18 protein-coding genes are annotated in these 22,029 nt (G+C 44.8%); 3 read left to right on the forward strand and 15 right to left on the reverse strand.

Annotated elements, in window-relative coordinates; translation table 11 throughout:
* Positions 1-151 precede the first annotated feature (151 nt).
* On the reverse strand, positions 152-973 hold the full coding sequence (locus tag RA178_RS19440) for a hypothetical protein (RefSeq protein ID WP_306683414.1): 822 nt from the start codon (positions 971-973) through the stop codon (positions 152-154).
* A gap of 159 nt (positions 974-1,132) precedes the next feature.
* On the opposite strand from RA178_RS19440, the gene ubiD reads away from it, so the two are divergent.
* Positions 1,133-2,614, forward strand: a complete 1,482-nt coding sequence (ubiD, locus tag RA178_RS19445) for a 4-hydroxy-3-polyprenylbenzoate decarboxylase (RefSeq protein WP_113939206.1) — start codon at positions 1,133-1,135, stop codon at positions 2,612-2,614.
* A gap of 114 nt (positions 2,615-2,728) precedes the next feature.
* Positions 2,729-3,439 (forward strand): NAD(P)H-flavin reductase, encoded by a 711-nt coding sequence (fre, locus tag RA178_RS19450; protein WP_106648267.1) that lies wholly within the window; start codon positions 2,729-2,731, stop codon positions 3,437-3,439.
* Positions 3,440-3,927: 488 nt separating this feature from the next.
* On the opposite strand, the gene RA178_RS19455 is transcribed toward fre, so the two are convergent.
* From RA178_RS19455 to RA178_RS19470, 4 genes are all read right to left on the reverse strand, one after another.
* Entirely contained in the window at positions 3,928-4,653 is a 726-nt protein-coding gene (locus tag RA178_RS19455) for a hypothetical protein (RefSeq protein ID WP_306683417.1), read from the reverse strand.
* 2 nt (positions 4,654-4,655) lie between these two features.
* A complete protein-coding gene (locus RA178_RS19460) occupies positions 4,656-5,183 on the reverse strand; it encodes a hypothetical protein (protein WP_306683419.1) in 528 nt (175 codons plus the stop codon).
* Complete coding sequence (locus RA178_RS19465; RefSeq protein WP_306683420.1) at positions 5,176-6,009, reverse strand: ParA family protein; 834 nt, start codon at positions 6,007-6,009, stop codon at positions 5,176-5,178. The genes RA178_RS19460 and RA178_RS19465 overlap by 8 nt, the downstream gene beginning before the upstream one ends.
* Positions 6,010-6,620: 611 nt before the next feature.
* The gene (locus RA178_RS19470) at positions 6,621-7,250 is read right to left on the reverse strand and encodes a flavin reductase family protein (RefSeq protein ID WP_306683422.1); all 630 of its coding nucleotides are present in this window, start codon (positions 7,248-7,250) and stop codon (positions 6,621-6,623) included.
* A gap of 255 nt (positions 7,251-7,505) precedes the next feature.
* Here RA178_RS19470 and RA178_RS19475 point away from each other — a divergent pair, with 255 nt between their 5' ends.
* Positions 7,506-9,899: a fatty acid cis/trans isomerase gene (locus RA178_RS19475; protein WP_306683424.1), complete on the forward strand. Its 2,394-nt coding sequence runs from the start codon at positions 7,506-7,508 to the stop codon at positions 9,897-9,899.
* A gap of 51 nt (positions 9,900-9,950) precedes the next feature.
* Here RA178_RS19475 and RA178_RS19480 read toward each other — a convergent pair whose 3' ends face one another.
* The 10 genes from RA178_RS19480 to sirA form a co-directional block, all read right to left on the reverse strand.
* On the reverse strand, positions 9,951-12,065 hold the full coding sequence (locus tag RA178_RS19480) for a M13 family metallopeptidase (RefSeq protein WP_306683425.1): 2,115 nt from the start codon (positions 12,063-12,065) through the stop codon (positions 9,951-9,953).
* Positions 12,066-12,300: 235 nt separating this feature from the next.
* Complete coding sequence (locus RA178_RS19485; protein WP_173496241.1) at positions 12,301-13,584, reverse strand: winged helix-turn-helix domain-containing protein; 1,284 nt, start codon at positions 13,582-13,584, stop codon at positions 12,301-12,303.
* 221 nt (positions 13,585-13,805) lie between these two features.
* Positions 13,806-14,678: an ABC transporter permease gene (locus RA178_RS19490; RefSeq protein WP_306683428.1), complete on the reverse strand. Its 873-nt coding sequence runs from the start codon at positions 14,676-14,678 to the stop codon at positions 13,806-13,808.
* Positions 14,675-15,715 carry an ABC transporter ATP-binding protein gene (locus RA178_RS19495; protein ID WP_306683429.1) on the reverse strand — a complete coding sequence of 347 codons (1,041 nt, stop codon included), beginning with the start codon at positions 15,713-15,715 and terminating at the stop codon, positions 14,675-14,677. The genes RA178_RS19490 and RA178_RS19495 overlap by 4 nt, the downstream gene beginning before the upstream one ends.
* The gene (gene nosD, locus RA178_RS19500) at positions 15,712-17,001 is read right to left on the reverse strand and encodes a nitrous oxide reductase family maturation protein NosD (RefSeq protein ID WP_306683431.1); all 1,290 of its coding nucleotides are present in this window, start codon (positions 16,999-17,001) and stop codon (positions 15,712-15,714) included. The genes RA178_RS19495 and nosD overlap by 4 nt, the downstream gene beginning before the upstream one ends.
* 10 nt (positions 17,002-17,011) lie before the next feature.
* Positions 17,012-17,503, reverse strand: coding sequence for a nitrous oxide reductase accessory protein NosL (locus tag RA178_RS19505; protein WP_219253156.1), 492 nt, complete (start codon positions 17,501-17,503; stop codon positions 17,012-17,014).
* Between the two features lie 88 nt (positions 17,504-17,591).
* Positions 17,592-18,272 (reverse strand): tetratricopeptide repeat protein, encoded by a 681-nt coding sequence (locus RA178_RS19510; RefSeq protein ID WP_251071121.1) that lies wholly within the window; start codon positions 18,270-18,272, stop codon positions 17,592-17,594.
* A gap of 34 nt (positions 18,273-18,306) precedes the next feature.
* Positions 18,307-19,089, reverse strand: a complete 783-nt coding sequence (locus RA178_RS19515; RefSeq protein WP_105250349.1) for an FKBP-type peptidyl-prolyl cis-trans isomerase — start codon at positions 19,087-19,089, stop codon at positions 18,307-18,309.
* Between the two features lie 85 nt (positions 19,090-19,174).
* On the reverse strand, positions 19,175-19,615 hold the full coding sequence (locus tag RA178_RS19520) for a rhodanese-like domain-containing protein (protein ID WP_028761786.1): 441 nt from the start codon (positions 19,613-19,615) through the stop codon (positions 19,175-19,177).
* A 62-nt stretch (positions 19,616-19,677) separates the two neighbouring features.
* Positions 19,678-21,741, reverse strand: a complete 2,064-nt coding sequence (sirA, locus tag RA178_RS19525; RefSeq protein ID WP_306683434.1) for a dissimilatory sulfite reductase SirA — start codon at positions 21,739-21,741, stop codon at positions 19,678-19,680.
* Positions 21,742-22,029 lie beyond the last annotated feature (288 nt).

Consider the following 22,029-nt stretch of genomic DNA (forward strand, 5'->3'; position numbering starts at 1 on the left):
CTCCTTGGATTGAGATGCCTGTGAGGCTCTGAACTGATTAGATATTTAATGTGATTGGTATAACTCACTAATAAAAAGATAATAAAAGATGATAAATAAATTGGAGCCCACTAAGGGGCTCCAATTTCTCAGTCATTTACGTAATGTAAATCTATCTGACTAACTGTTCTTGATAGGTTTGACTGTTCCAGTCGTAGGCGTAAAGCGTGCCTTGCCACTCGTAAAGTGTACGACCATCCTGCTGCACAACCCTAGCATTGCTCGGCAAGCTAGACACACTGTGCGGTGCGCGAGGACGCGGAGTTGCAACTGTTTTGCCTGTGCCGTTACTAGTTTGCGACACCAGTTGCCCAGTCGATTGTCCGGCCAGATTTGCAGGCATACTCGACACCATACGGCCTTCACTCGCAGAATACTGCATACTGGTTGTTACCCGTACAGGTGCAGAAATCGCCACAGGTTCATCGTCGTAGCGCATAGGAATCGACAAACCTATGCCCGAATAGGGCGAGTTCCAGTAATTTCGAGCGTAGGCATCACGCGACGTATTCCAACCCCAATCATTGTTCCAATGGGTGTTCACACCATAACCGACATTCCAACCCGATCCCCACCCCGTAGCGAGCCCTAAACCCAGTCCTAAACCCCAAGGGTAATAAGGTCGATAATAGGGACGATAATGGCGATTATCTTTGCGCACGTAGCGGTTGTCGTAATAATTGTCATGACGATTGTCATAACGATTGTTGTAATGACTATCGCCACGACTGTAGCTATCACGATGACCGTGGCGTTCGTCTTGATCCGAATAGCCTCTATTTCCGGCCACCGCCACAGTCGGCACACTGAGCGCCCCCAAAAGTGAGATCCCCACGGCAAGCGATAAAACCAAGCACTTTAGCGACCGCTTATGCGCGCCATGTGATTGACTTTGAACACACTTTTCTTGAGCAAACCATACAGGAATATTCATATAAACCTCGAAATAAAGGGCGTAAGCGAGATCTATCGCGACTTACTGGTAACCATTTTACGCTTCCTAAGCTTGAAGATCACTGAATTGGTTAACCCTAAAACAGAAAAATGCTATAGTGCGCGCCACACGGATTTTCACCGCAGAGGCTATTTCCACATGAGTTTTAAGGATTTACGCAGCTTTATTGATCACTTAGAAGCCAATGGCGAACTCAAACGCATTAGCTACCCAGTTGATCCTCATTTAGAAATGACAGAGATCGCCGACCGCGTATTACGCGCTCAAGGCCCTGCGCTATTATTTGAAAATCCCAAAAATCATCACATGCCCGTGTTGGTAAACCTGTTCGGTACACCAAAACGTGTGGCCATGGCACTCGGCAAAGACGACCCATTAGCCCTGCGCGAAGTGGGTGAACTGTTAGCCTTTTTAAAAGAACCCGAACCACCTCGGGGTTTTAAAGACGCGATCGCTAAGATCCCTATGTTCAAGCAAGCCTTGAATATGCCGCCAAAGACAGTGCGTAATCCGCCTTGCCAACAAATCATCAAAACCGGCGATGAGGTCGATTTAACTAAATTGCCTATTCAGCATTGCTGGCCGGGCGATGTCGCGCCACTGGTGACCTGGGGCTTAACCATCACCAAAGGCCCGCGCAAGAGTCGTCAGAATTTAGGCATTTATCGCCAACAATTACTGGGTAAAAACAAGCTGATTATGCGCTGGTTATCCCACCGTGGTGGCGCGTTAGATTTTGCTGATTTTAAACAACAATTCCCCGGTGAGCGTTATCCGGTTGTGGTCGCACTCGGCGCCGATCCTGTGACCATTTTAGGCGCCGTCACCCCAGTCCCCGATTCCATGAGCGAATACGCTTTTGCCGGTTTACTGCGCGGTGAACGTACCGAAGTCTGTAAGGCATTAAGCTGCGATTTAGAAGTGCCCGCCACCAGTGAAATCATCCTCGAAGGTTATATCGATCCTGAGGAACTGGCGGAAGAAGGCCCCTACGGCGATCACACGGGTTACTACAACGAAACCGATAAGTTTCCAGTATTTACCGTTACCCACATCACTCAGCGTAAAGATGCCATCTACCACAGCACTTACACTGGCCGTCCACCGGATGAGCCCGCCATGCTGGGGGTTGCATTAAACGAAGTGTTTGTGCCGATTTTGCGTAAGCAATATCCTGAGATCGTTGATTTTTATCTGCCACCTGAGGGCTGTTCGTACCGCATGGCAGTGATCTCCATTCGCAAACAATATCCGGGACATGCCAAACGAGTGATGATGGGCGCTTGGTCTTTCCTGCGTCAATTTATGTACACAAAGTTTATTGTCATAGTGGATGAAGATGTGAACTGCCGTGACTGGCAGGATGTGATCTGGGCGATCACCACCCGAATGGACCCTAAACGCGATACTGTGATGATCGAAAACACCCCGATCGACTACCTCGATTTTGCTTCACCCGTTGCGGGCTTAGGCTCAAAAATGGGACTCGATGCCACTAATAAGTGGGAAGGTGAAACTAACCGCGAATGGGGCACGCCAATCGTGATGGATCCAAAAGTAAAACAAAAGATCGACTCAATCTGGGATGAGTTAGGCATAGACGACAGCCCAACCCTATAATTCAGCTTAAGCCATTACTCAAGTATCGGCTTTAGCCAAGAGAATAGGCCAATAACAGGCCTCTAAAGCGACACCTAGACACATACTGTTGAAGAAAGGTGCAAAGGAAGTTTGATGAAAACCATACGTTGTAAGATAGAGAAAGTTAACCCATTTAACGATGCCGTATATCAAGTATTGTTAAGGCCTGAAACCGCCTTCGATTTCCAAGCGGGGCAATACTTATGTGTTGTCATGGGTGAAAAAGATAAACGCCCCTTCTCTATCGCATCAGCGCCAAACGCCGAGCTGATCGAATTACACATTGGCGCCGCTGTGAGTGAAAGCTACCCAATGCAAGTGGTCGAGCGCCTGAAAGCCTGCGCCCTTGATGGCAGCACTATCGACATCGAAGCCCCAGGCGGCGAAGCCCACCTGCGTCACGAAAGCATTCGCCCTCGCCTGTTAATCGCCGGCGGCACAGGTTTCTCTTACATTAAAAGTATCATCGAGCACCAAATAGCCCTCGGCCAACAGGTTGAAACTATGCTGTATTGGGGTTGTCGCACCCAAGATGCCATGTATTTTGAAACCATCGCCCGCGAGTGGCACGACGCTCACCCTTGGTTACACTTCGTACCAGTTATCGAAGAAGCTCCCGCTAATTGGCAAGGCAAAACCGCTAATCTGTTAGCGCAAATCAAACAAGATTTTGTCAGCTTAAATGGCTACGACATCTACATCGCCGGCCGTTTCGACATGGTGGGTGCAGCACGGGAAATCTTCCGTGAGATTGGTGTAGAAGAAGCGCATCTCTACGGTGATGCGTTCGCGTTTATCAAATAATGCGATAATTTGTATGCTTGGCAGGCTAACCTTTGCCAGTTGAGCTGCAAATAATAAACCCCAGTTTTTACTGGGGTTTTGTTTTATACGTCACGCCGTATTTCACTTTGAATACGGCCTGACGGCCAAGAAAATCTACATATCCAAACTTCGTTTGTTATTTTAAATCAAAGTCAAAGTCGTGGGGCTTCACCCCACACCCGACCAAGGAGGGCTGCTCGTCCTATCCTCCTTGGATTCTCCAAGACGCCCCCAACGGAGTTGAAAGCCCCTTGTGCTCATCTGCAAATTTGCTATCGCTTCCGAAGGATGCGTCCCTGCACCTGCGAAAGCTAGCTCGGCATCCATGCCGAGACTCACGCAATTTGTCTATTCGCCCTGCGGCAACTCCGAGGGGATTGGTGTCCCTCTTTTAGCCTCAGTATTGTTTGCTAGTTATTCAAAATCAAAAAAATTATAAATATTTCACATTTTTTGAAGGTCTAACTCTAATTACACAAATTTGAAAACAAAATTAGTGGCTTATAATTTGATTGAACTGAGTTTATAATATTCTCTCTATTTCTATGATGCATTTTATGATAGAGGTCGTTAAAGATAAGACAGAGAATTACCAATATATTCTTTGCAATGATGATAAATATATTTTCTGTCGTTATTGATTTCTCCTCTACATATTTAGGATAATCTACTAGCGAAGTGACTTTATCCATATTTTTGTAACTTGCAGTATGTGTATCCTCGCACAACTCCTTATATCTATGATGCAGTTCTTTATATAATTTATTAACATGCACTGATGAATTAAAAATATTACTACCATGTGCTCTATCAAATAATTTGTATACATTTTTTTCAGTTAATTGAACTTCATCATCAATAGAACTAATTGCACGAACAAAGTTTTCGATGGAGGATCTCAACATAACACGAGATGCTTTATAGGAACCATTAAGCCAATTAAAATTCGATGACCCTATATCAGAAATCGCCTCTGACACTCTTAATAATATATCTTTATTATTCGTATATTTTTTAGAGAAAAAATCTATTTGGTGTTGATATTCAGCATGCCAATTAACAAGTGAGAAGTATACTTTATGCATTCTTTTTGCTGAAGCCATATAAGAGTTATTATCTAAATTATAGCTAATTCTATAATCTAAAATATAACCCTTAAGCTTAGTAAAATCATCATTACATTCACGAGTCATAATTAATCAGCCAATTTTCTTATTGTTTCATTCCAAGAAAACCCTACACTCGCCTTTTCTTCTGCCATCTGACTTATTTTTTCTGAGTTGCCAGTAATTTTTGAAAGTGCAATAACTAACGCTTCTAAAGCATTATCATCAAGCTCGTTACACTCGCAAACAATCAACCCTATCAACTCATATCGAGATCTTTTATCAGATCGACTTACTTTAATATTCAATACTTCAATAGCAAAAGTTACAATATCCTCATTTTTCTGAAACAAATTCATATCTTTAAATAGTCTAGGTAAAACACCTATTAAATAGTGAATATTAGGATTTGGTGATTCATATTTACTTGTAGTTTTTTTTACATTATTAACGGCATCTAAATTATTTCTCAGAATTTCAGGTATTTCACTTAATTTTAGCTTATTTTTTGATTCTAACAGCCAAGAAAGTTCCTCAACAAAGTCGATTGCATGCCTCAACTTTGTCGAATCCAATATTCCTTTATTCTTACTTTTAGTATTTTCAGATTCACTCATTATTTTCTGTCCTATTAAGGAACTCTGTAACGATTGCTGTTAATCGCCTTTTAGACTCAACATCTATGTCATCTAGAATATGGATTTGTTCTAACTGTTTGTTAGCTATTGCCGTTCTTTTTGGCATTCCAAGTTTATATAAATATTTTTTCCAATATTTATCCTTTTCCAAATTCCTTTTTGCATTTTTATAAACATTAGTTGTTTCCTCTGTCAAAGTGAGAACTAGTCCAGCACAAGATAAATTTAAAGCAAAATTCTCTTGTTTTTCTTCAATTATGCTTTTTAATAAATCTATTCCTGTTAATGATATTGGGTCAGCTTTTACAGGGATCAGATAATAATTAGATGCAAGTAAAGCACTAGTCATCCAAACTGATGGGGTTGGAGGCGTATCTATTACAACATAATCATACTTTTCACTTAAGTTTTTAAGGTAACTTTTTAATCTGTTTTCTCTACCTTCACCAGGAGCCATTTCAAGCCTATAAAGCTCTAAATTGCCGGGTAGCAAATCGAAATGTTTTAACTTAACAACCTCTATATCCTCTAGTGCTTTTGCTTTTACTAATGTATTAGCACCAACAGTACTCCCTGTTGCCCTACCATTACGGTCAAAGACATTTACAATTGTGTCACCCATACTTTTTAAGTGATCAACATATTGTTGAGGACTCATCAGGCATTGTGTTGCATTGAATTGGGGATCTACATCGATCAGTAAAACCTTTGCCCCATGCCTTCGAGCAAGACAGTCAGCAAAATTAACTGCCAACGTGGTTTTAGCTACACCACCTTTCATATTGATTAAGCTTACGGCAATCAAATTGCTTCCTTAGTTATATAGTTAATGAAAAAATTTTGATTAGTGTAAGGCATTAACCGATAGTAAACTCATATAATACCAAGTGGTTATGCGTTGCACCAATTGCATAAAATAAATTACGTATTGGGCTTACTTAATAGACACCACATCAATTTTTGTGGTTTTTAAATGCTATAGGAATTTACTTTAACAGGGTAGTTATTTTATACCCCAAAATACTAGCGCCCACACTTTTTTCGCTTTTAATAGAAAGACAAGCAACACTAAAATCACGGGGATACACTTCCCCTGCGAAGTTGCTGAAGGGCGTTGAAAAAAATCGCGTGACGCAGACAGGACGTCTGCGTAGCTTTCGGGGGGAAGGGACGCCCCATCGGAAGCGTTAGCTATTTTCGAATAAGCACGAAGCTAGTAACTAATGCATGTAACTTCGCGAGGGGCGTCATGGAGCATCCAAGGAGGATAGGACGAGCAGTCCTCCTTGGTCGGGTGTGGGGTGAAGCCCCACGACTTTGACTTAGATTTTGATTTAAAAAGTTAAAAGTTAAACTAATGCCAAAAACTCAAACGAAGTTTGAACACCCACAGCCCTGCGGCGACTGAGCAGCCCCTTACACTTGTGGTCTATGTAGATCGAAACGCAGATCTTCACAGATCCCATAATAGGCCGATGGGCCGCCGGCACGTAATACGGGCTCGGCAAGGCCAGTTTGATAAATCCCCTCGGCATTGAGTAAATGCTTAGCAATATGCACGGCCACCACTTCACCTAACACCAACCAAGTATCAATCTTGTCGCCATTGGCGGCGGTGAGTTGAATACATTGGGACAATTTGCATTCGAAGTTTACTGGGCTTTCAGCCACTAAGTCTGCCTTAACAATGGTGCCTGCTTTAGCCGTGAGTCCGGCAAAGCTAAACTCATCTTGACCGCGTGGCAGCATGGCGGAGGTTTGATTCATCTGCTCAGCTAAGCCACGGGTGGTGAGGTTCCACACAAACTCCCCTGTTTCGACGATATTAGCAACACTGTCTTTCCAGCCTGTGCTGGCAAAGCCGATGATGGGCGGTTTGTAGTTGAAACAATTGAAAAAGCTGTAAGGGGCGAGATTGCGTTGCCCCTCGGCATTCCGTGATGAAATCCAGCCAATTGGTCGAGGCCCCACAATCGCATTTAAAGGATCGTGTGCAAGGCCATGGCCTTTGCTCGGTTCGTAAAAATAGCGGTTATCAGCAGTCATACTTCATCCTTTTGTTATTGCCACAACAATACTGGAGCAATTAATACAGCCATCACAGGTACGCTTTTATAGCCGCTATCTTACCCAAGTTTCGAGCAGCGACCAAAAGTCTGTAGGGCAACTTAAGTCAGCTCCTTGAACAACATCTGGCTGCAAATTTCAAATCCAACACACTCTTCTGCTAAAGTGATACTTATCAGTGGGCTAAAAAGCCTAACTCTGCTAAATAGCATGCGGCAAATGAAGGAGCGGTGAATGGACGCGATAAAAGGGGGATGGAAGAGGTTGTTGTTGGTCGCAGTGCTGTTAGCGACAGGTTGTGCCAGCGTAGCGCAAATCGATTTCAATAGCCTGTTTGGTACTAGCTCACCGCAAAAACGCGTCGAAAATGCACAGCTGAACGACCAATTTATTCAACAGGCCGAGTTTGTGCACAAAGAAGTCGAGCCTATTCTCAATAGCCGCTGCGTGGTATGTCATGCCTGTTACGATGCCCCCTGTCAGTTAAAAATGACCTCGAGCGAAGGTATAGAGCGCGGGGCGAGTAAGGAAAAGGTCTACCAAGGCACACGCTTAGTCGCTGCCACACCTAATCGCTTACTTGTCGATGCCTTTACCCCAGAAGCTTGGCGTCAACGCGGGTTTTACCCCATGCTAAACGAGCGCGATCAAACCCCAGAAGCTAATACCCAAGCCTCAGTATTAGCCAGAATGCTCACGCTTAAGCAAATGCATCCCCTGCCCGAAGACAAGATTTTAGATAAGCGTTTTGATTTCAGCCTAGACAGAGTTCAGCAATGCGCCAGCCTAGAGGAAATGGACAAATACGAGCAAAGCCAGCCCCTTGCAGGTATGCCTTATGGCTTGCCAGCACTGAATGCGAATGAACATCAAGTGTTGATGCACTGGCTCGAGCAAGGTGCGCCACTGCCGTTTGCACAAGCGCTTACACCTGAATTTATTGCAGAAATAACCCTCTGGGAGAAGTTTTTAAACGGCGACAGTTTAAAAAGCCAATTAAGTGCACGTTACATCTACGAGCATTTGTTTGCCTTCCATTTATATTTTGAGTCTTTGAATCAGCCGAACACCCAGCCTTTATTCTTCGAGTTAGTACGTTCTCGGACGCCGCCGGGGCAAGCACTGGATATTATCGCCTCCCGTCGTCCCTTCGACGATCCTAAGGTGGAGCGAGTCTATTACCGCTTTCGGCCTTATCGGGCAACCATAGTCGATAAAACCCATATCCCCTACGCTTTAAATACCGGCTTGCTAAATAACTGGCAACAATGGTTTATCGATGCGGATTACTCAGTCACTCAACTGCCGAGCTACAAGCCGAGCGTTGCGGCCAATCCCTTTGAAGCCTTTATTCAAATTCCTGCCAGTGCGCGCTATCGATTTATGCTGACCCGCGCCCAAGATACCATTATGGGCTTTATCAAAGGCCCAGTGTGCCGTGGTCAGGTGGCGCTCAATGTCATTAACGATAGATTCTGGGTGTACTTTGTGACTCCAGATTATATGGACGACACTGACTTTAGCGCCTTTTACCATTCCCAACTTGAAAATCTACGTATGCCTGCAGAGGAAGAAAGCACTGCACTCGCAGTAACTTGGGTGAAATATGCCGCCAAGCAAGGCAAATATATGCGGGCGCGTAATCAATTCTTGAACGAGAAATTCAAAAACGGCCAGCACCTTACCATAGACGGACTCTGGGATGGCGACGACACCAATGATAATGCCAGCCTGACAGTATTTCGCCACTTCGACAATGCCACAGTGGTCAAAGGCTTAGTCGGCGAACCGCCCAAAACGGCTTGGATTATCGATTATGCCTTGCTGGAGCGTATCCACTATTTATTGGTCGCGGGTTTCGATGTTTATGGTAACTACGGCCACCAGCTATTAACTCGCTTATACATGGATTTTTTACGTATGGAGGGGGAATCGAATTTCCTGACCCTGTTGCCACAGGAGGAAAGGCGCAAGCAGTTGAGTGATTGGTATCAAGGGGCTGGAACTCAACTCACGGCCTTTATCGCAGGGGATATCAACACCTTTCATCAGCCTACGGGCGTACTCTACTTTAGTGACGATCTAAAGGGCGAGCTGTATCAAAAACTCGGACAGAAGGTTGCTAAGGTTCAACCCAATCGATATCACATAGAAAACAGCAGCTTGCAAATACATAGCAAAGCACTTTTACACACATTAGATCGATTAAAAGGCACACAAGCGACCCTGTTACCTGAACTAACTATGATCATGGTCGAACCTGAAAAAGCGGGTAAAGCAGAGATATTTACCTTAGTTCGCAATAGCGCCCATCGGAATATTTCGAGTCTATTTAATGAGGCGAGTAACCGCGAACCCGCTAAAGATGACGTCACTTTAGTGCATGGCTTATTGGGTAGTTATCCTGAGGCATTTTGGCGAGTGAAAGAACAAGACTTGCCTAACGTCGTGGCGACAGTAGAGAAAATGCAAACTGAAAAAGACTATGAGGCACTGTTAGATATGGTGGGTGTACGCCGTACCGATCCGAAGTTTTGGGCCTTTAGTGACAAACTCAATCAGATCTTTTTCGACAATCACCCGATAGAAAGTGGGTGGCTGGATTACAACCGACTGCAAAATCGTTAATAAAAAGGGGAACGCTAGTGTTCCCCTTCCTTTCAAATCAACCCAGTAAACTTACCAGATCTTAACGCGATCTTCTGGAGCCAAATACAGCTTATCGCCAGGCTTAACATCGAATGCAGTATACCAAGCATCTAAGTTACGCACGGTCAGCGCGCGGTACATGCCGGGGGCATGTCCATCGGTTGCCACCCGAGCACGCAGGGCTTCGTCACGCATCTTAGTGGCCCAGGTTTGCGCAAAGCCGATAAAGAAGCGTTGATCACCCGTAAAGCCTCCAATCACTGGGGCATCTTTGCCTTTAAGCGAGGCGTGGTAAGCATCATAAGCGGCGGCTAAACCTGCTACGTCGGCAATGTTTTCACCTAAAGTCAACTTGCCATTCACGTGTAAATCAGGGAAAGGCGCATAAACATCAAACTGCTGCGCTAACGCATCGCCTTGCTTATCAAATTGAGCAAAGTCAGCGGGCGTCCACCAGCTACGCATAGCACCAGTCGAGTCAAAGGCCGCGCCATTGTTATCAAAACTATGGCTGATTTCATGACCAATCACAGCGCCAATCGCGCCATAGTTGTAGGCCGCATCGGCCTTAGCATCAAAGAATGGCGGTTGCAAAATACCCGCTGGGAAGTTAAGCGCATTTTGCACCGGCAAGTTCACCGCATTCACCACTTGCGGCGTCATCCACCACTCGCCTTTATCCATTGGTTTGCCAATCTTGGCTAACTGGTGGCTGTACTCTACTTTTTCGCCATTGATGGCATTGGCGTAGGCATTGGTCGCAGTCACTGCATAGCTGTCGTAATTGCGCCATTTATCGGGATAACCCACGCCCACCGCCATAGTGGCCACTTTTGCTAGGGCTTCTTTCTTGGTTGAAGGGTCCATCCAATCGAGTTTTTCCACTCGCTGACCGAAGGCGGTCACTATGTTATCCACCATAGTGCTGACTTCTGCTTTGGCCGAAGCGGGGAAATATTGCTCGGCATAGGCATGGCCTACGGCATCACCTAAATATTGGTCGAGTGCCGCTAAGGCACGTTTATCGCGGCTACGCTGCTCTGGCGTGCCAGAAAGCTTAGTGCCATTAAAGGCAAACGAAGCGTTGTCGATAGCCGATGGCAACACATCAGCATGGCTGTTGATATGGTGGAACACGAGCCAATCTTTCCATGCATCTAAAGGCTCAGAGGCCACAAGCGCAGAAAGCCCAGTAATCGCCGTTGCATGGTAGGCCGCAAATTTAGGCTGATTGCCCAGTTGCGCCGCCGCTAGAAAGGCAGTCCAATCGATGCCCGGTGCTTTGGCATCAAAGTCAGCACGGCTCCATACACCCGAAGACTGAGTAAAATCTTCGCTTGCTTCACGGCTGGCGTGGGCTGCAGCAATCTTGTTTTCAAGGGCAAAAATACGATCGGCACGGACAGCAGCATCGCTCACACCCGCATCTTTAAGCAAGGTTTCAATGTAAGCGCGGTAAGCGGTGCGAATGTCGACCATTTTAGGATCGGCAGACAGGTAATATTCGCGCTCAGGTAAGCCTAAACCACCCTGTAAAAAGTAAGGTAAGACTTCGCCCGGCGTTGCTAAACCTTGGGTGACGAAGATCCCAAATAGGTTTTCGGTATAAAAGTCAGTCGCGTTGAGAGGGTCAACATCAGCGCGCAGGTTTTCACCTAATGCTGCGGATAAATCTTGCTTGCTCGCAATGGCCTCATAACGGGCGATATCCGCCTCGGCAGGCTTCATTCCTGCGGCATCAATAGCGGCGGTATCTGTGTAAGCCTTGTAGAAATCGGCGATACGCGCTTCGTCGCTCCCCACCGCATGTTGCGCTTTCACCAGATCGGCAATCAAACTGGTTTTATGCTTTTCGGTTGCTTCAAAGGCAACGAGGAAAGCGCCAGTGCTGGAGCGATCTGCTGGGATCATCGTTGTTTTCATCCATTCGCCATTGGCGTAGGTATAAAAATCATCCCCTGGTTTTACCGTTGGCGTCATAGCCGCGACATTAATGCCAATCGGCATTTGAGCCGCAATGTCTTGACTTTTTGGTGCGTTTTCACTGGTTTTTACGGTGTTTTCTGTGGTGTTATCACTGCAAGCAGTGAGCCCAGCCAGTACTGAAGTTGACAGTAACAGCACGGGAATAAGACGGTCCGACATGAATGACTCCTCTCTTTTTTATTATTGTATTTATAGTGTGATTGCTAAGTTTGGCAGTGTAACTGGCACTGAATGAAGAAGTAAAACAAAGCCAATTTTTATGATAGAAAGTTAATGCAAACAATTTGAGCCAGACGCTTAAACACGCAGCTTAGCATCATCACGACCGCGCTCAACTGCAGGCACAAAAAAGCCGACACTATGTCGGCTTAATCAAGTTTGGCTAATGACTACTCTATAATTTGATCTGAGTGTACTGAGTCCACGCAAGTACTTGTCCCATCTGAGGAATGATCCATACTGCCGTGTGCTCATTTTGATAAACACGATAATAAAATAAATCTTCATCACGGATATCATGCTTACGAATTTCACGGTAGAACTGCATAGCAGAATGGCTGACTTCATCCGGTTTTGTCAGTTCTTTTTGTAACACTTTAACGTGAAAAACATCGACTTTAAGGTCATCAATTGTGGTCTGGTACTGCTCAAACTCACCGCGGATAGTGTATTTAATCGGTGTCGTTAAACAATCTTGATCTGTAATACAGGAGGTCGAATAAAACTTACCCTTATTTTGCCCTTCATAGACCAGAGACATACTGAGATCGTTACGAACTAAGAGTTCGCCCGCGACGGGAAAATAAATATCCGCATGGTAATTATGCTCAAGTAACTCACCCATTCCTTTATCATCCGCAGGGAGGACAATACGGTTATAGCGAATGCGCTGCTCCATTATTTGGCTCAGCGGAATAAACTCCGCCATATTTAATCCTGCGGGTTTTGCATCTATCGCCGTGATATTGATGATGCCGTGACCACTGCAGGCATCGGCGTCCAGCTCAGGGCAAATCGCCATCGAATAATTTTTGCCATCTGTTGAGGTAAACGCACTGAAGTAATTAAGGTTATTGATGTGATTTCCCTCTGGCGCTAAATGTTTTTGCCACCATGAAGGATGTAAACGATCCTCATCACCAATATAGAAGGTTCGCGCCGTCCCCAGCGTGCCACCAATATTGAGGCTGATATATTTATCGGCATGCCATTTAGCCACCTGTTTAACCACCGCATGATGGTCGCTCACATACCAAACGATTGCCAAGATAGCGCACAAGAGGGCAATACCAGCAACTTTAGTCCAAACCGACACCCCCACTAAGGCATCACGAATTGCATTCGCATCATTGATCGCCAGCATCTTTACATGGGATTGTTCAGAGATATGCAATTGATAACCGCGGCGTGCCACGGTTTTAAGCTGCACTTCGGTATAGGGTTCGAGCTTTTTACGTAAGGTACTGATGCATTGTGTTAAAGAGGTAGGAGCAACCACCCTTTCAGGCCAGCCGACCTGCAGCAATTCTTCCTTAGTAAAAATGGCATTCGTGGATGATAACAGCAGCACTAATAAGGCCGTTTCGGAAAAAGTCAGGCTGATGGTTGTCCCATTCACATGATCGACTAATTCCTTAGCCTGTTCATCTAACATTAAATAAGATGTGATTTTATGCATGTTAAACGCCTGAAAGATCAGCCAATACTGATAAAGTTTGATTACACTAACAACATGCAATCATCATGTGACATTGTTTCTTTCCAAGAAAACGATGATATGCAATCACCAAGTCAAGATGGTTTATTTTACCTTTTAACAACATATAAGAGTGTGACTCTATACTCAGTTTAGTCATTGTTTAATAAGTACAAAGTTAGACTAATACAGAGGTCGCTAAACTAGATTTCTTGGTATTTAAAGATCCAAGAACAACACAAAAGTAATGCACCAATCCAGCCACCCAGCAAACCATACATTAAGGGTAAGCCCAGCCCAGTTTGAGCAAGCAAAGTGAGACTACTTTTAGCCGCGAGTGTATCCGAGGGGGTCGCGAGTAAATTTAAAGCACGGAACAGATCAGTAGGGTTCAACAAAATCAGTAGATTGAATACAGTACGATTAAACATCTCACTCATTCCAACCACAGCACTGAGTAAAATCAGATCATAAACCAGCACAAGCACAAACCATAAAATGAGCAATATCCCCAGCGCCTTGGCTTTTTCTCGCACACACAAGCTAACCCAATAACCCAAGAGCACGAACACTAATGACAGTAAAATACTGCTCATAATCAAATGGATAAACCCGATAGCTATGGATAACTGTGTCTGAGTATCGCCCAGTGATATCAGTATTAATCCTGTTAAACCAAAGCCCAAAATGCAGGCAATGGTCATCACGCAGGCATGGCCTAAAAACTTGCCGCACACGAGATGCCAACGTGCTAATGGATAGGTCAGCAGTAACAACAGAGTGCCGGATTCTTTTTCACCAACAAAGCTGTCATAACTCAATAAAATCGCACCTAAAGGGAGCATAAATACCGATAAAGTGACTAACCCAGAAAGGATCTGGGCAGGCTCAAATACCACTAAGTTGCCGGACACAGCGCTGCCCATAAAACTCACACACAGAGACAGCAGCAACAAGATTCCCGCCATCATCCATAACCAACGATTACGTAAATTATCCTTAAACTCTTTGGCGGCTATGGTGCTCACTATGCTCAGGGCACTTAAACGGCGATGCAAAACCTCGGAACGGTTCATAGGACTGATTCCAAATTAATCGCCTGATTTATATCTGTTATTTTAATAGTCTTTGTGGGCATTGTTGGCGACTGAAGAGGGCAAAGACTTTCCATGTAATGATGAAACACACTCTGCAAACTAGGAGGTTCAATAGAAAAATCCCCCACGGGCACTTTTTGTAATAAGTGATTTAACACGGCTGACTTTTGCTCCTGTGACACAGCGAGCGTGAGTCCCTGCCCCGCGTTTGCCTTAACACATGCCGCTAAAATGGGATCCGCTAGCAATGCTTGCCTTTGAGTATTAGATAGAAAATGCAACAAGATATGATTTGACAACTGAGTCGCCGCCCTCAGGGAGGTTAAGCTTCCCGAAGCCAACATTCGCCCTCGACCTAAGATCAAAGCGCGATCCATCTGATCTTGTACTAATCCCAACTCATGGGTACTGATAATAATGGCGCAGCCCTGCGCCCTGAGCTGAGCGATTTTTTGATACAGGAAAGCCGATGCCAAGGGATCTAAGCCAACTGTCGGTTCATCGAGTAACAGTACCTTAGGCTCAGCCAATATCGCCTGTGCGAGCCCAAGACGTTGCCGCATCCCCTTAGAAAAAGTACTCAAACGCTTATCTTTAGCGGCCTCTAAACCAAATTCAGCAAGTAATTCATACACTTTAGGCAAGGCAACGCCCTTAAGCTTAGCAAAATATCGCAGTAGCTCATTGGCGGTCATATTGTCATAAAAACTCACATTTTCAGGTAAATAGCCTAAGGACAAACTCTGTCTGGCATTCATAGTTCCGACACTATGACCTTGAACTTGGAGCAGACCACTTGTAGGGGTAAGTAATCCCAAAATAAGCTTGAGTAACGTAGATTTACCCGCACCATTATGCCCAAGGAGTGCGATCACTTGACCCGCTAACACCTCAAAACTCACATCATCCAGTGCCTTAAACTTGCCATAGCATTTACTGATATTTGTCGCTTTAACAACTACATCTGCACTCGCTATAGGCTTATTTACTGAGCAGGTCAAAGTTTGATGATTCATCGCGAACCTCCATCAATCAGTACGTGCGCGCCCCTTTGCATTAGGGGAAAACTATCACTTATACCGCTCGTCACTTGTGGCTTAAATTGGCGTTCCACCCAGCGCAGTAACAACACAACGGGGCTTTCCATCAACAGTTTGGCTTCAGGATAAAGCCAAAACAGTTTATCTAAACTGTCATTCGGCCTATGGGTAATATCCCCGAATCCATCGCCATTCAGATCCCAGCCTTGATATTCCGACCAGTAATTCCCCTGCCCCTGATAACTCCATTCAAGTTGGCTTTCACCGACATATTTGACTTGGGTTTGATTGGCCATAATACGATTATGCCAAAGGCGATTTTCCTCTCCGCCCATGGCCATACTGATCCCAGTATCACTGTAGCTAAACTCGTTATCTTGAATACGGTTATGTTGAGCAGCGTAAATAAAAATACCTTTCCCCTCATTGCCAAGCTCCACAGTGCCCTTAGGGTTATGGATTTGACTCGCGACATTGGCTTGCACATGGGATGCCTCAGTAATATTGAGCAAAATGCCAAAGTCCCGCGCCTGAGTCACACTGTTGTGGTGCAGGTAAATATGGGTTGAATTCATTAGGGCATAACCGCCATCGACAGCAATCGCTTGGTTTTGCCACGCTTCGTCGGCTTGGGTATACATATAGTGAATGCCATATTGCAGCTTAGTGAATTGATTTTCATAAATGCGGCTGTGGGTAACGGACTCTAAATACACACCATCACGGACAAAAATCAGCTGATTTCGGTCAATTTGTGGCGAATTAACATGCTTAAGATAAATGCCATCACCCCGATCAAGTACATAAATGGCACCGTTGCCACTAATACTATTGTCCGTGATGGTAGGCGAGTTTAGCTGTTCGCCATAAATACCAAAACCATCACCCACCAAGCGGTTTCCCTTAATCAGCACATTATCCGCACCTTTTTTGAGTAAAATGGCGGCATCACGGTAATACAGATCCCGTCCCCAGTGGCGGATATTTAGCCCTTCAATACTTACCTGAGGCGCCTCAATGACCAATGCACTGCCTTGGCGCAGTGCATCTAATGTCGCGCCTATTTCCCCCTTTAGCGAAATGGATTGCGTCACCTTAAAGGAGCCTTCATACACCCCAGTGGCTAGCACTAAGGTGTCACCTGCTTGGGCTTTGTTAAGGGCAAAGGTGAGTGAATCTGTATCTGTTACCCGAATGAGTGCAGCCCAAGTACCGAACGAGGCAAAGCACAGCAGCCAGATAAGGACGAGACGCAGCTTCATCATCACAACCTTATTTATCACCCGCGAGCAGTTCTAAGGTGATGTCATCAAATCTCAGCACTCGGCCACCGTATTCCTTAGCAAAGGCTTCGGCGGCAGCTTTGGTACTAAAAGGGGCAACGGCAGGTCCCATCACAGCTTTCTTAGTCGTACCGTAAACATAGAAGGCATTTTGAGCATCAATAAAGGCGCCATCGTCAGGTTGATCCCAATCGGTCGTACCCGCGTCATGCACCATCATGTAATCAATTTGTCTTTTATTTTCAGGCTGTAATGCAAAGTTAAACATATCGCGGCTAGAACAAAACTTAGGTACCGTTTTCTCAGCCTTGAGGTGCACTTGCCCTTTAGGTCCAGGATATTTAGTGATCACCATGCCGCATAAATGACAACGGTCATGCTCGTGGATCATCTCGGCTTTATGAACATGGTCTGTGGCCTCGCTTTTATTACAGCCAAATAGCAAGGGCACTAACAGCAACAATGCATAGTATTTCTTCATCCTATTTATCCTTTTATTAAAAATATCAACGCCTCGCCAGATTCCTTGCAGGGACAGATCTTTACGGCGAGGGTTGATAGAACGGGTTTCATCTTTCATTCATTTTGCTTTGTGCTTTTGCAATCGCATTATCGATTGCTTCACGGTTGATACTGTCCCCATTGTGTTTGAGCAGGAGCTGCCAATGGTCAATGGCCTCTTGGTTACGAGCATGCAAGTAAGCATCTGCCGCGAGTAACATATGGGTTTGAGGCTCAAAGGGAGAGAGTGCTAATGCTTTGGCAATCACCTCTTGGGTTTCAGGTGTCATTTGCCGAAGCTCGCGGTAATAAAGCGCGTTAGCTTTTGCCCCTAACACTTCGGCATCTTCTCCCCCTATTTCGAGTAATTTATCTAAGGTCAGCACCGCATCTGAGTACAAACCTCCCGCATTGTAAGCCTGAGCTAATGACATAAGTGCCAAGGTGTTTTGCGGCTCACTCTGAGCCCAACGACTGGCTTTGGTGATCTCGGCCGCCACTAAATAATCAATATTTTCATCAATCCGACCTTGATCCCAATCTCTAAAACGGCCTGTTTGACTGTAGATAGCAAGGGTAAGCAGCACTAGGACGATTCCCATCGCAAAGGGCACTTTGCTCGACATGTTTGGCAACTGTGCGATTCCCATTACTAGGTTTAGACGCATGTGTTGCCAGTAAATGTAAGCAACAAACAACAGTAAACTGATGCCAATGCCTAGTCCTAAGCTCACCATTCCAGTCTCCATTTCACTCTCCAAACAACTCGTTTTAGGAGCCTGATTAACCGTGTGCAGGCATCATCTTTTTATTTTTCATCTCTTTCATTTCGCTGGGTTTCTCAATATTTTTCAGTTCAATTTCAAAGATAAGTGCTGACTCAGGAGGGATAATACCTACGGCTTCAGTGCCATAGGCAAGGCTTGCAGGTACCACAAAACGGTATTTAGACCCCACAGGCATCAACTTTAATCCCTCTTCCCAAGCGGGGATCACCGACATTAATGCAAACCGAGTGGGCTCTTTACGTCCAACCGTATTTTCAAACTCAGTCCCATCGATAAGAGTGCCAACATATTCCACTGTGACCACATCTTCTGGATTGGGTTTATGACCTTTACCTTGGGTTAAGACTTCGTATTGAAGACCAGAGGCGGTGACTTTAACGCCAGACTTTTTTTGATTTTCAGCAAGATATGCCGCACTTGCCTTTTTAGTTTCTGCCATTTGTTTTTCAGCAACGACAGTTCTTGCGGCATTGAGTTGTTCTGCTCTTTGGTTCAGGTAGGTCAGCACTTCTTCGTCGGTTAATTGCTGTTTATCTTTAAGCGCATCCACAAAACCTTGCACGACTAAGTCGACATTCACCTCTGAACCCAATTCAACTTGGTTGTAGACTTGACCAGAAATGTAATTACCAATAGAAGCACCAATGCTGTAAGAGGTTTTATCTGCATCGGTTTTCAGACTTGTGCCGGCAAAACTGGCTACCGAAACAAATAATGCGGCGCAGGTCGCCACTGTGATGCTTTTGGGGATAAAAGAAGTTGGCATACGTGTTTTCATTTTATGTTCTCTACAATGTTAACCCTGTGGGTTTCGCCTTTTGGCCCTGCAAACCAAACCGATAAAACATCGGTCCTGTGTGTTACTAAGGTTTTTCTGTTACTCGACCCGACATACGCCAGCCATAAATACCATCGGCCATATGACGCACACCTGTGTAACCTAGCTTCATGGTTTCTCTCGCCGCCATATTGCTGCTGGTGCAAAGGCGGTTAGCGCAGTAAAACACCATGACTGCATCTTTATTCTTTGGAAGTAACTCTCTCCAATTCTGAACATTGAAAAAAACTGCTCCGGGGATAAAACCTTCTGCCCATATCTCCAGTGTATTTACGTCAAAAAAATAAACGCCTTGCTTGCCGACTAAGGTTTCCGCTTCCATCATCGAAATGGGATTTAATTGGATTTCGTTATAGGGCACTTCAGACATTTCTGAGCCACCACCGGCGATGACTGGCATCGCAGTCACGCCTAAGGCCAACACCATCAATATTCGGCTTACACTTTGACGAAGCATGTTATGCATAATTAGGCTCTCATATTCCCCGACACCCAAAGGTGTCGGGGATAACTAGGACTCAAGTTAAACTATATTTTCTTCGCACTCAGCGCATTACCATCAATAATGGCTTGGGCTTGGGTCACATAGGTCAAAGCGGCATCTAAGCGTTTTTGTGAGTAACGCGCACCATGAACACCCCATGAACCATCGGCTTTAATCAGCTTGAGGACATCTTGAGCTTTATCGGTCAACAACAGCACTTGTGTCTTATCTTCTACCGATAACTTCGTCATATTGGGCGACTTATCGATGCTAATAAGGGCTTTTTCTACTTTGGCATAGGTTTCTTTCACTGGTTTTTGCCACTTCTGAACTTTGCCGTAGATTTGCTGTTGATCTTTAAAGTGCAGACCCTCACCCAACTTAGATTGAAATTGGCTATGGCAACCTTTGTTATCCACTACATCGTGATCAGAAGCGGAAGTACGAGCACAGGTCCACATCAGATCGAGGTAGTTATGGCCATTTTCGTCCTTCGCCACAGTCCAGCCCTTAGTGGATGAGTCGCGAGACTTACCTTCAGGTGGGTTAAGCGTCTTACGCAATGGATCGACATCGATTTTCCACATGTGCGATTTACGAACGTTGTCGAAACCGGCCATATCAGGGAACTGGATCGCGGTGAAGTTTTCACAACTACCCATGTTTGGCATATGACAGCTTTGACAAGTTTGTTTACTGTGGGTCTTGGTATTACTCGCAATTTCAGCCTGTGCCGTATGGCAATCGGTACATTCTTTGATGAGTTTTGGTTTAGTAATACCGGATTTCCAATCACCATCAGTCACTTCGTGTGGATCATGACAGGTAGAACAACGCATACCCTTATCGTAGTGAGATGAGGCAAACATTTGCGAACCTTCTGTACCACAAGATGGGCACGAAGATTTCATCTTCACGTTAAAGGCATATTCCAGTTTTTCTTTACCCTGTGGGGTTTGCGCAAGTTCTTCTACGAAGTTAAAACGCTGGTGACAACGCTCACAGTTAGAAGGCATACCACCACCGATACCGCCGTCTAAATGACCACCTGCGCCATGGCACTCTTCACAGGTAATACCGAGTGACACTGTATGTTTTTGGAGCTCTTTAGGATTACCAAGGGCTGCAAAAAACTCATCTTTAGTTTTAAAATCAAACTTAAAGGTGTGGCACATTTCACAATAGGAACTCGCAGGTTGGAATAAGAATTCCTTCTCGTATTTAGCACCATAGGAGCTCATACCCCACTGGTGTGAACCACTCGCGCCAAAATCTTCCATTTTAGTTGGAAATTCAGGAATAACTTTCTGAATTTTCTTCGCCATTTCAGGGGTTAACCATTCAGCCCAACCACGGGAGAATTGGTTACCGCCGGCGACCATAGTGCCAGTACCATCTTTGAGTAAACCGTCTTTCACATGGAAAGTACCGCGTACTAAGTAGCTGTCGATAAAGCCGTATTTGGTTCTTGGTGTTCCCACCGTCGCATAAATTGCATCAGGGGTAATGCCGTCTGGCAGGATAGAAGTATCCTTAGTGCCATACATGGTTTTATTTAAATCGTTATCGACTTCGGGATGACTCCCCGGAAAACGTAAGGTTTTTGAATGGCGTGAACGTTTCCACTTTTCATATTGTGGGCCGTGGCACTCACCACATTTTTCAGGACCAACAAACTTATTTGGGAAATCCAAAATCGACTTGGCACCGAGGCGATATTGCAATGCCATAGGGCGATTGCCCTCTTGATGTTGGCTATATTTTTGGCTATCACCACCGTGTAAGTATTCTTCACCACGGTCACTGACCTTATAGGTTCCTTTTAAACGACCTTGCTCGGCATATTTAAATACCGGATGATTTTCAAAAAGAAAATCAAACAACTCTTTTTCCTGAACAATATAATCCTGCAGTGTTCTTACACCACGGGATTCTAGTGTTAGATCGGGATTAGCCATAATTCCCTGAGCTTCCGCACTCATTTGTTTATTACCATAGCCAGGCTTTACCTCGCCCGGTTTAGCATCGGATGCTATTCCGGCCACACTGACGATAGTACCTAAACAAAACAGCACGCTGAGTGCTATTTTGGATTTCCATCGTTTCATCATTCACTCCTAATTATCATTAGTTTTTTATTTTCTACTGAACCTAACTGCTCACTGAACGACATAAACAATTGACCAGTTACAGCATGGTGGAGGCAAAAAACCATTAAAAATCAGAGCTAGAGCACACTAAATTCCCGCTGATAAATCAAGATGAATAAAATCAATTAAAACGAATTAAATACAATAACTTAAAAAATTAATGTCATTTATTTTTTAGAAGTTAAAAAGCACATTTCAGTTATAAAAAAAACTAAAAATGCGTTTGATTTTTCAAAAAACATCAAG

The sequence above is a fragment of the Shewanella oncorhynchi genome, from assembly GCF_030848765.1.
In the GTDB taxonomy this organism is placed as follows: Bacteria; Pseudomonadota; Gammaproteobacteria; order Enterobacterales; family Shewanellaceae; genus Shewanella; species Shewanella oncorhynchi.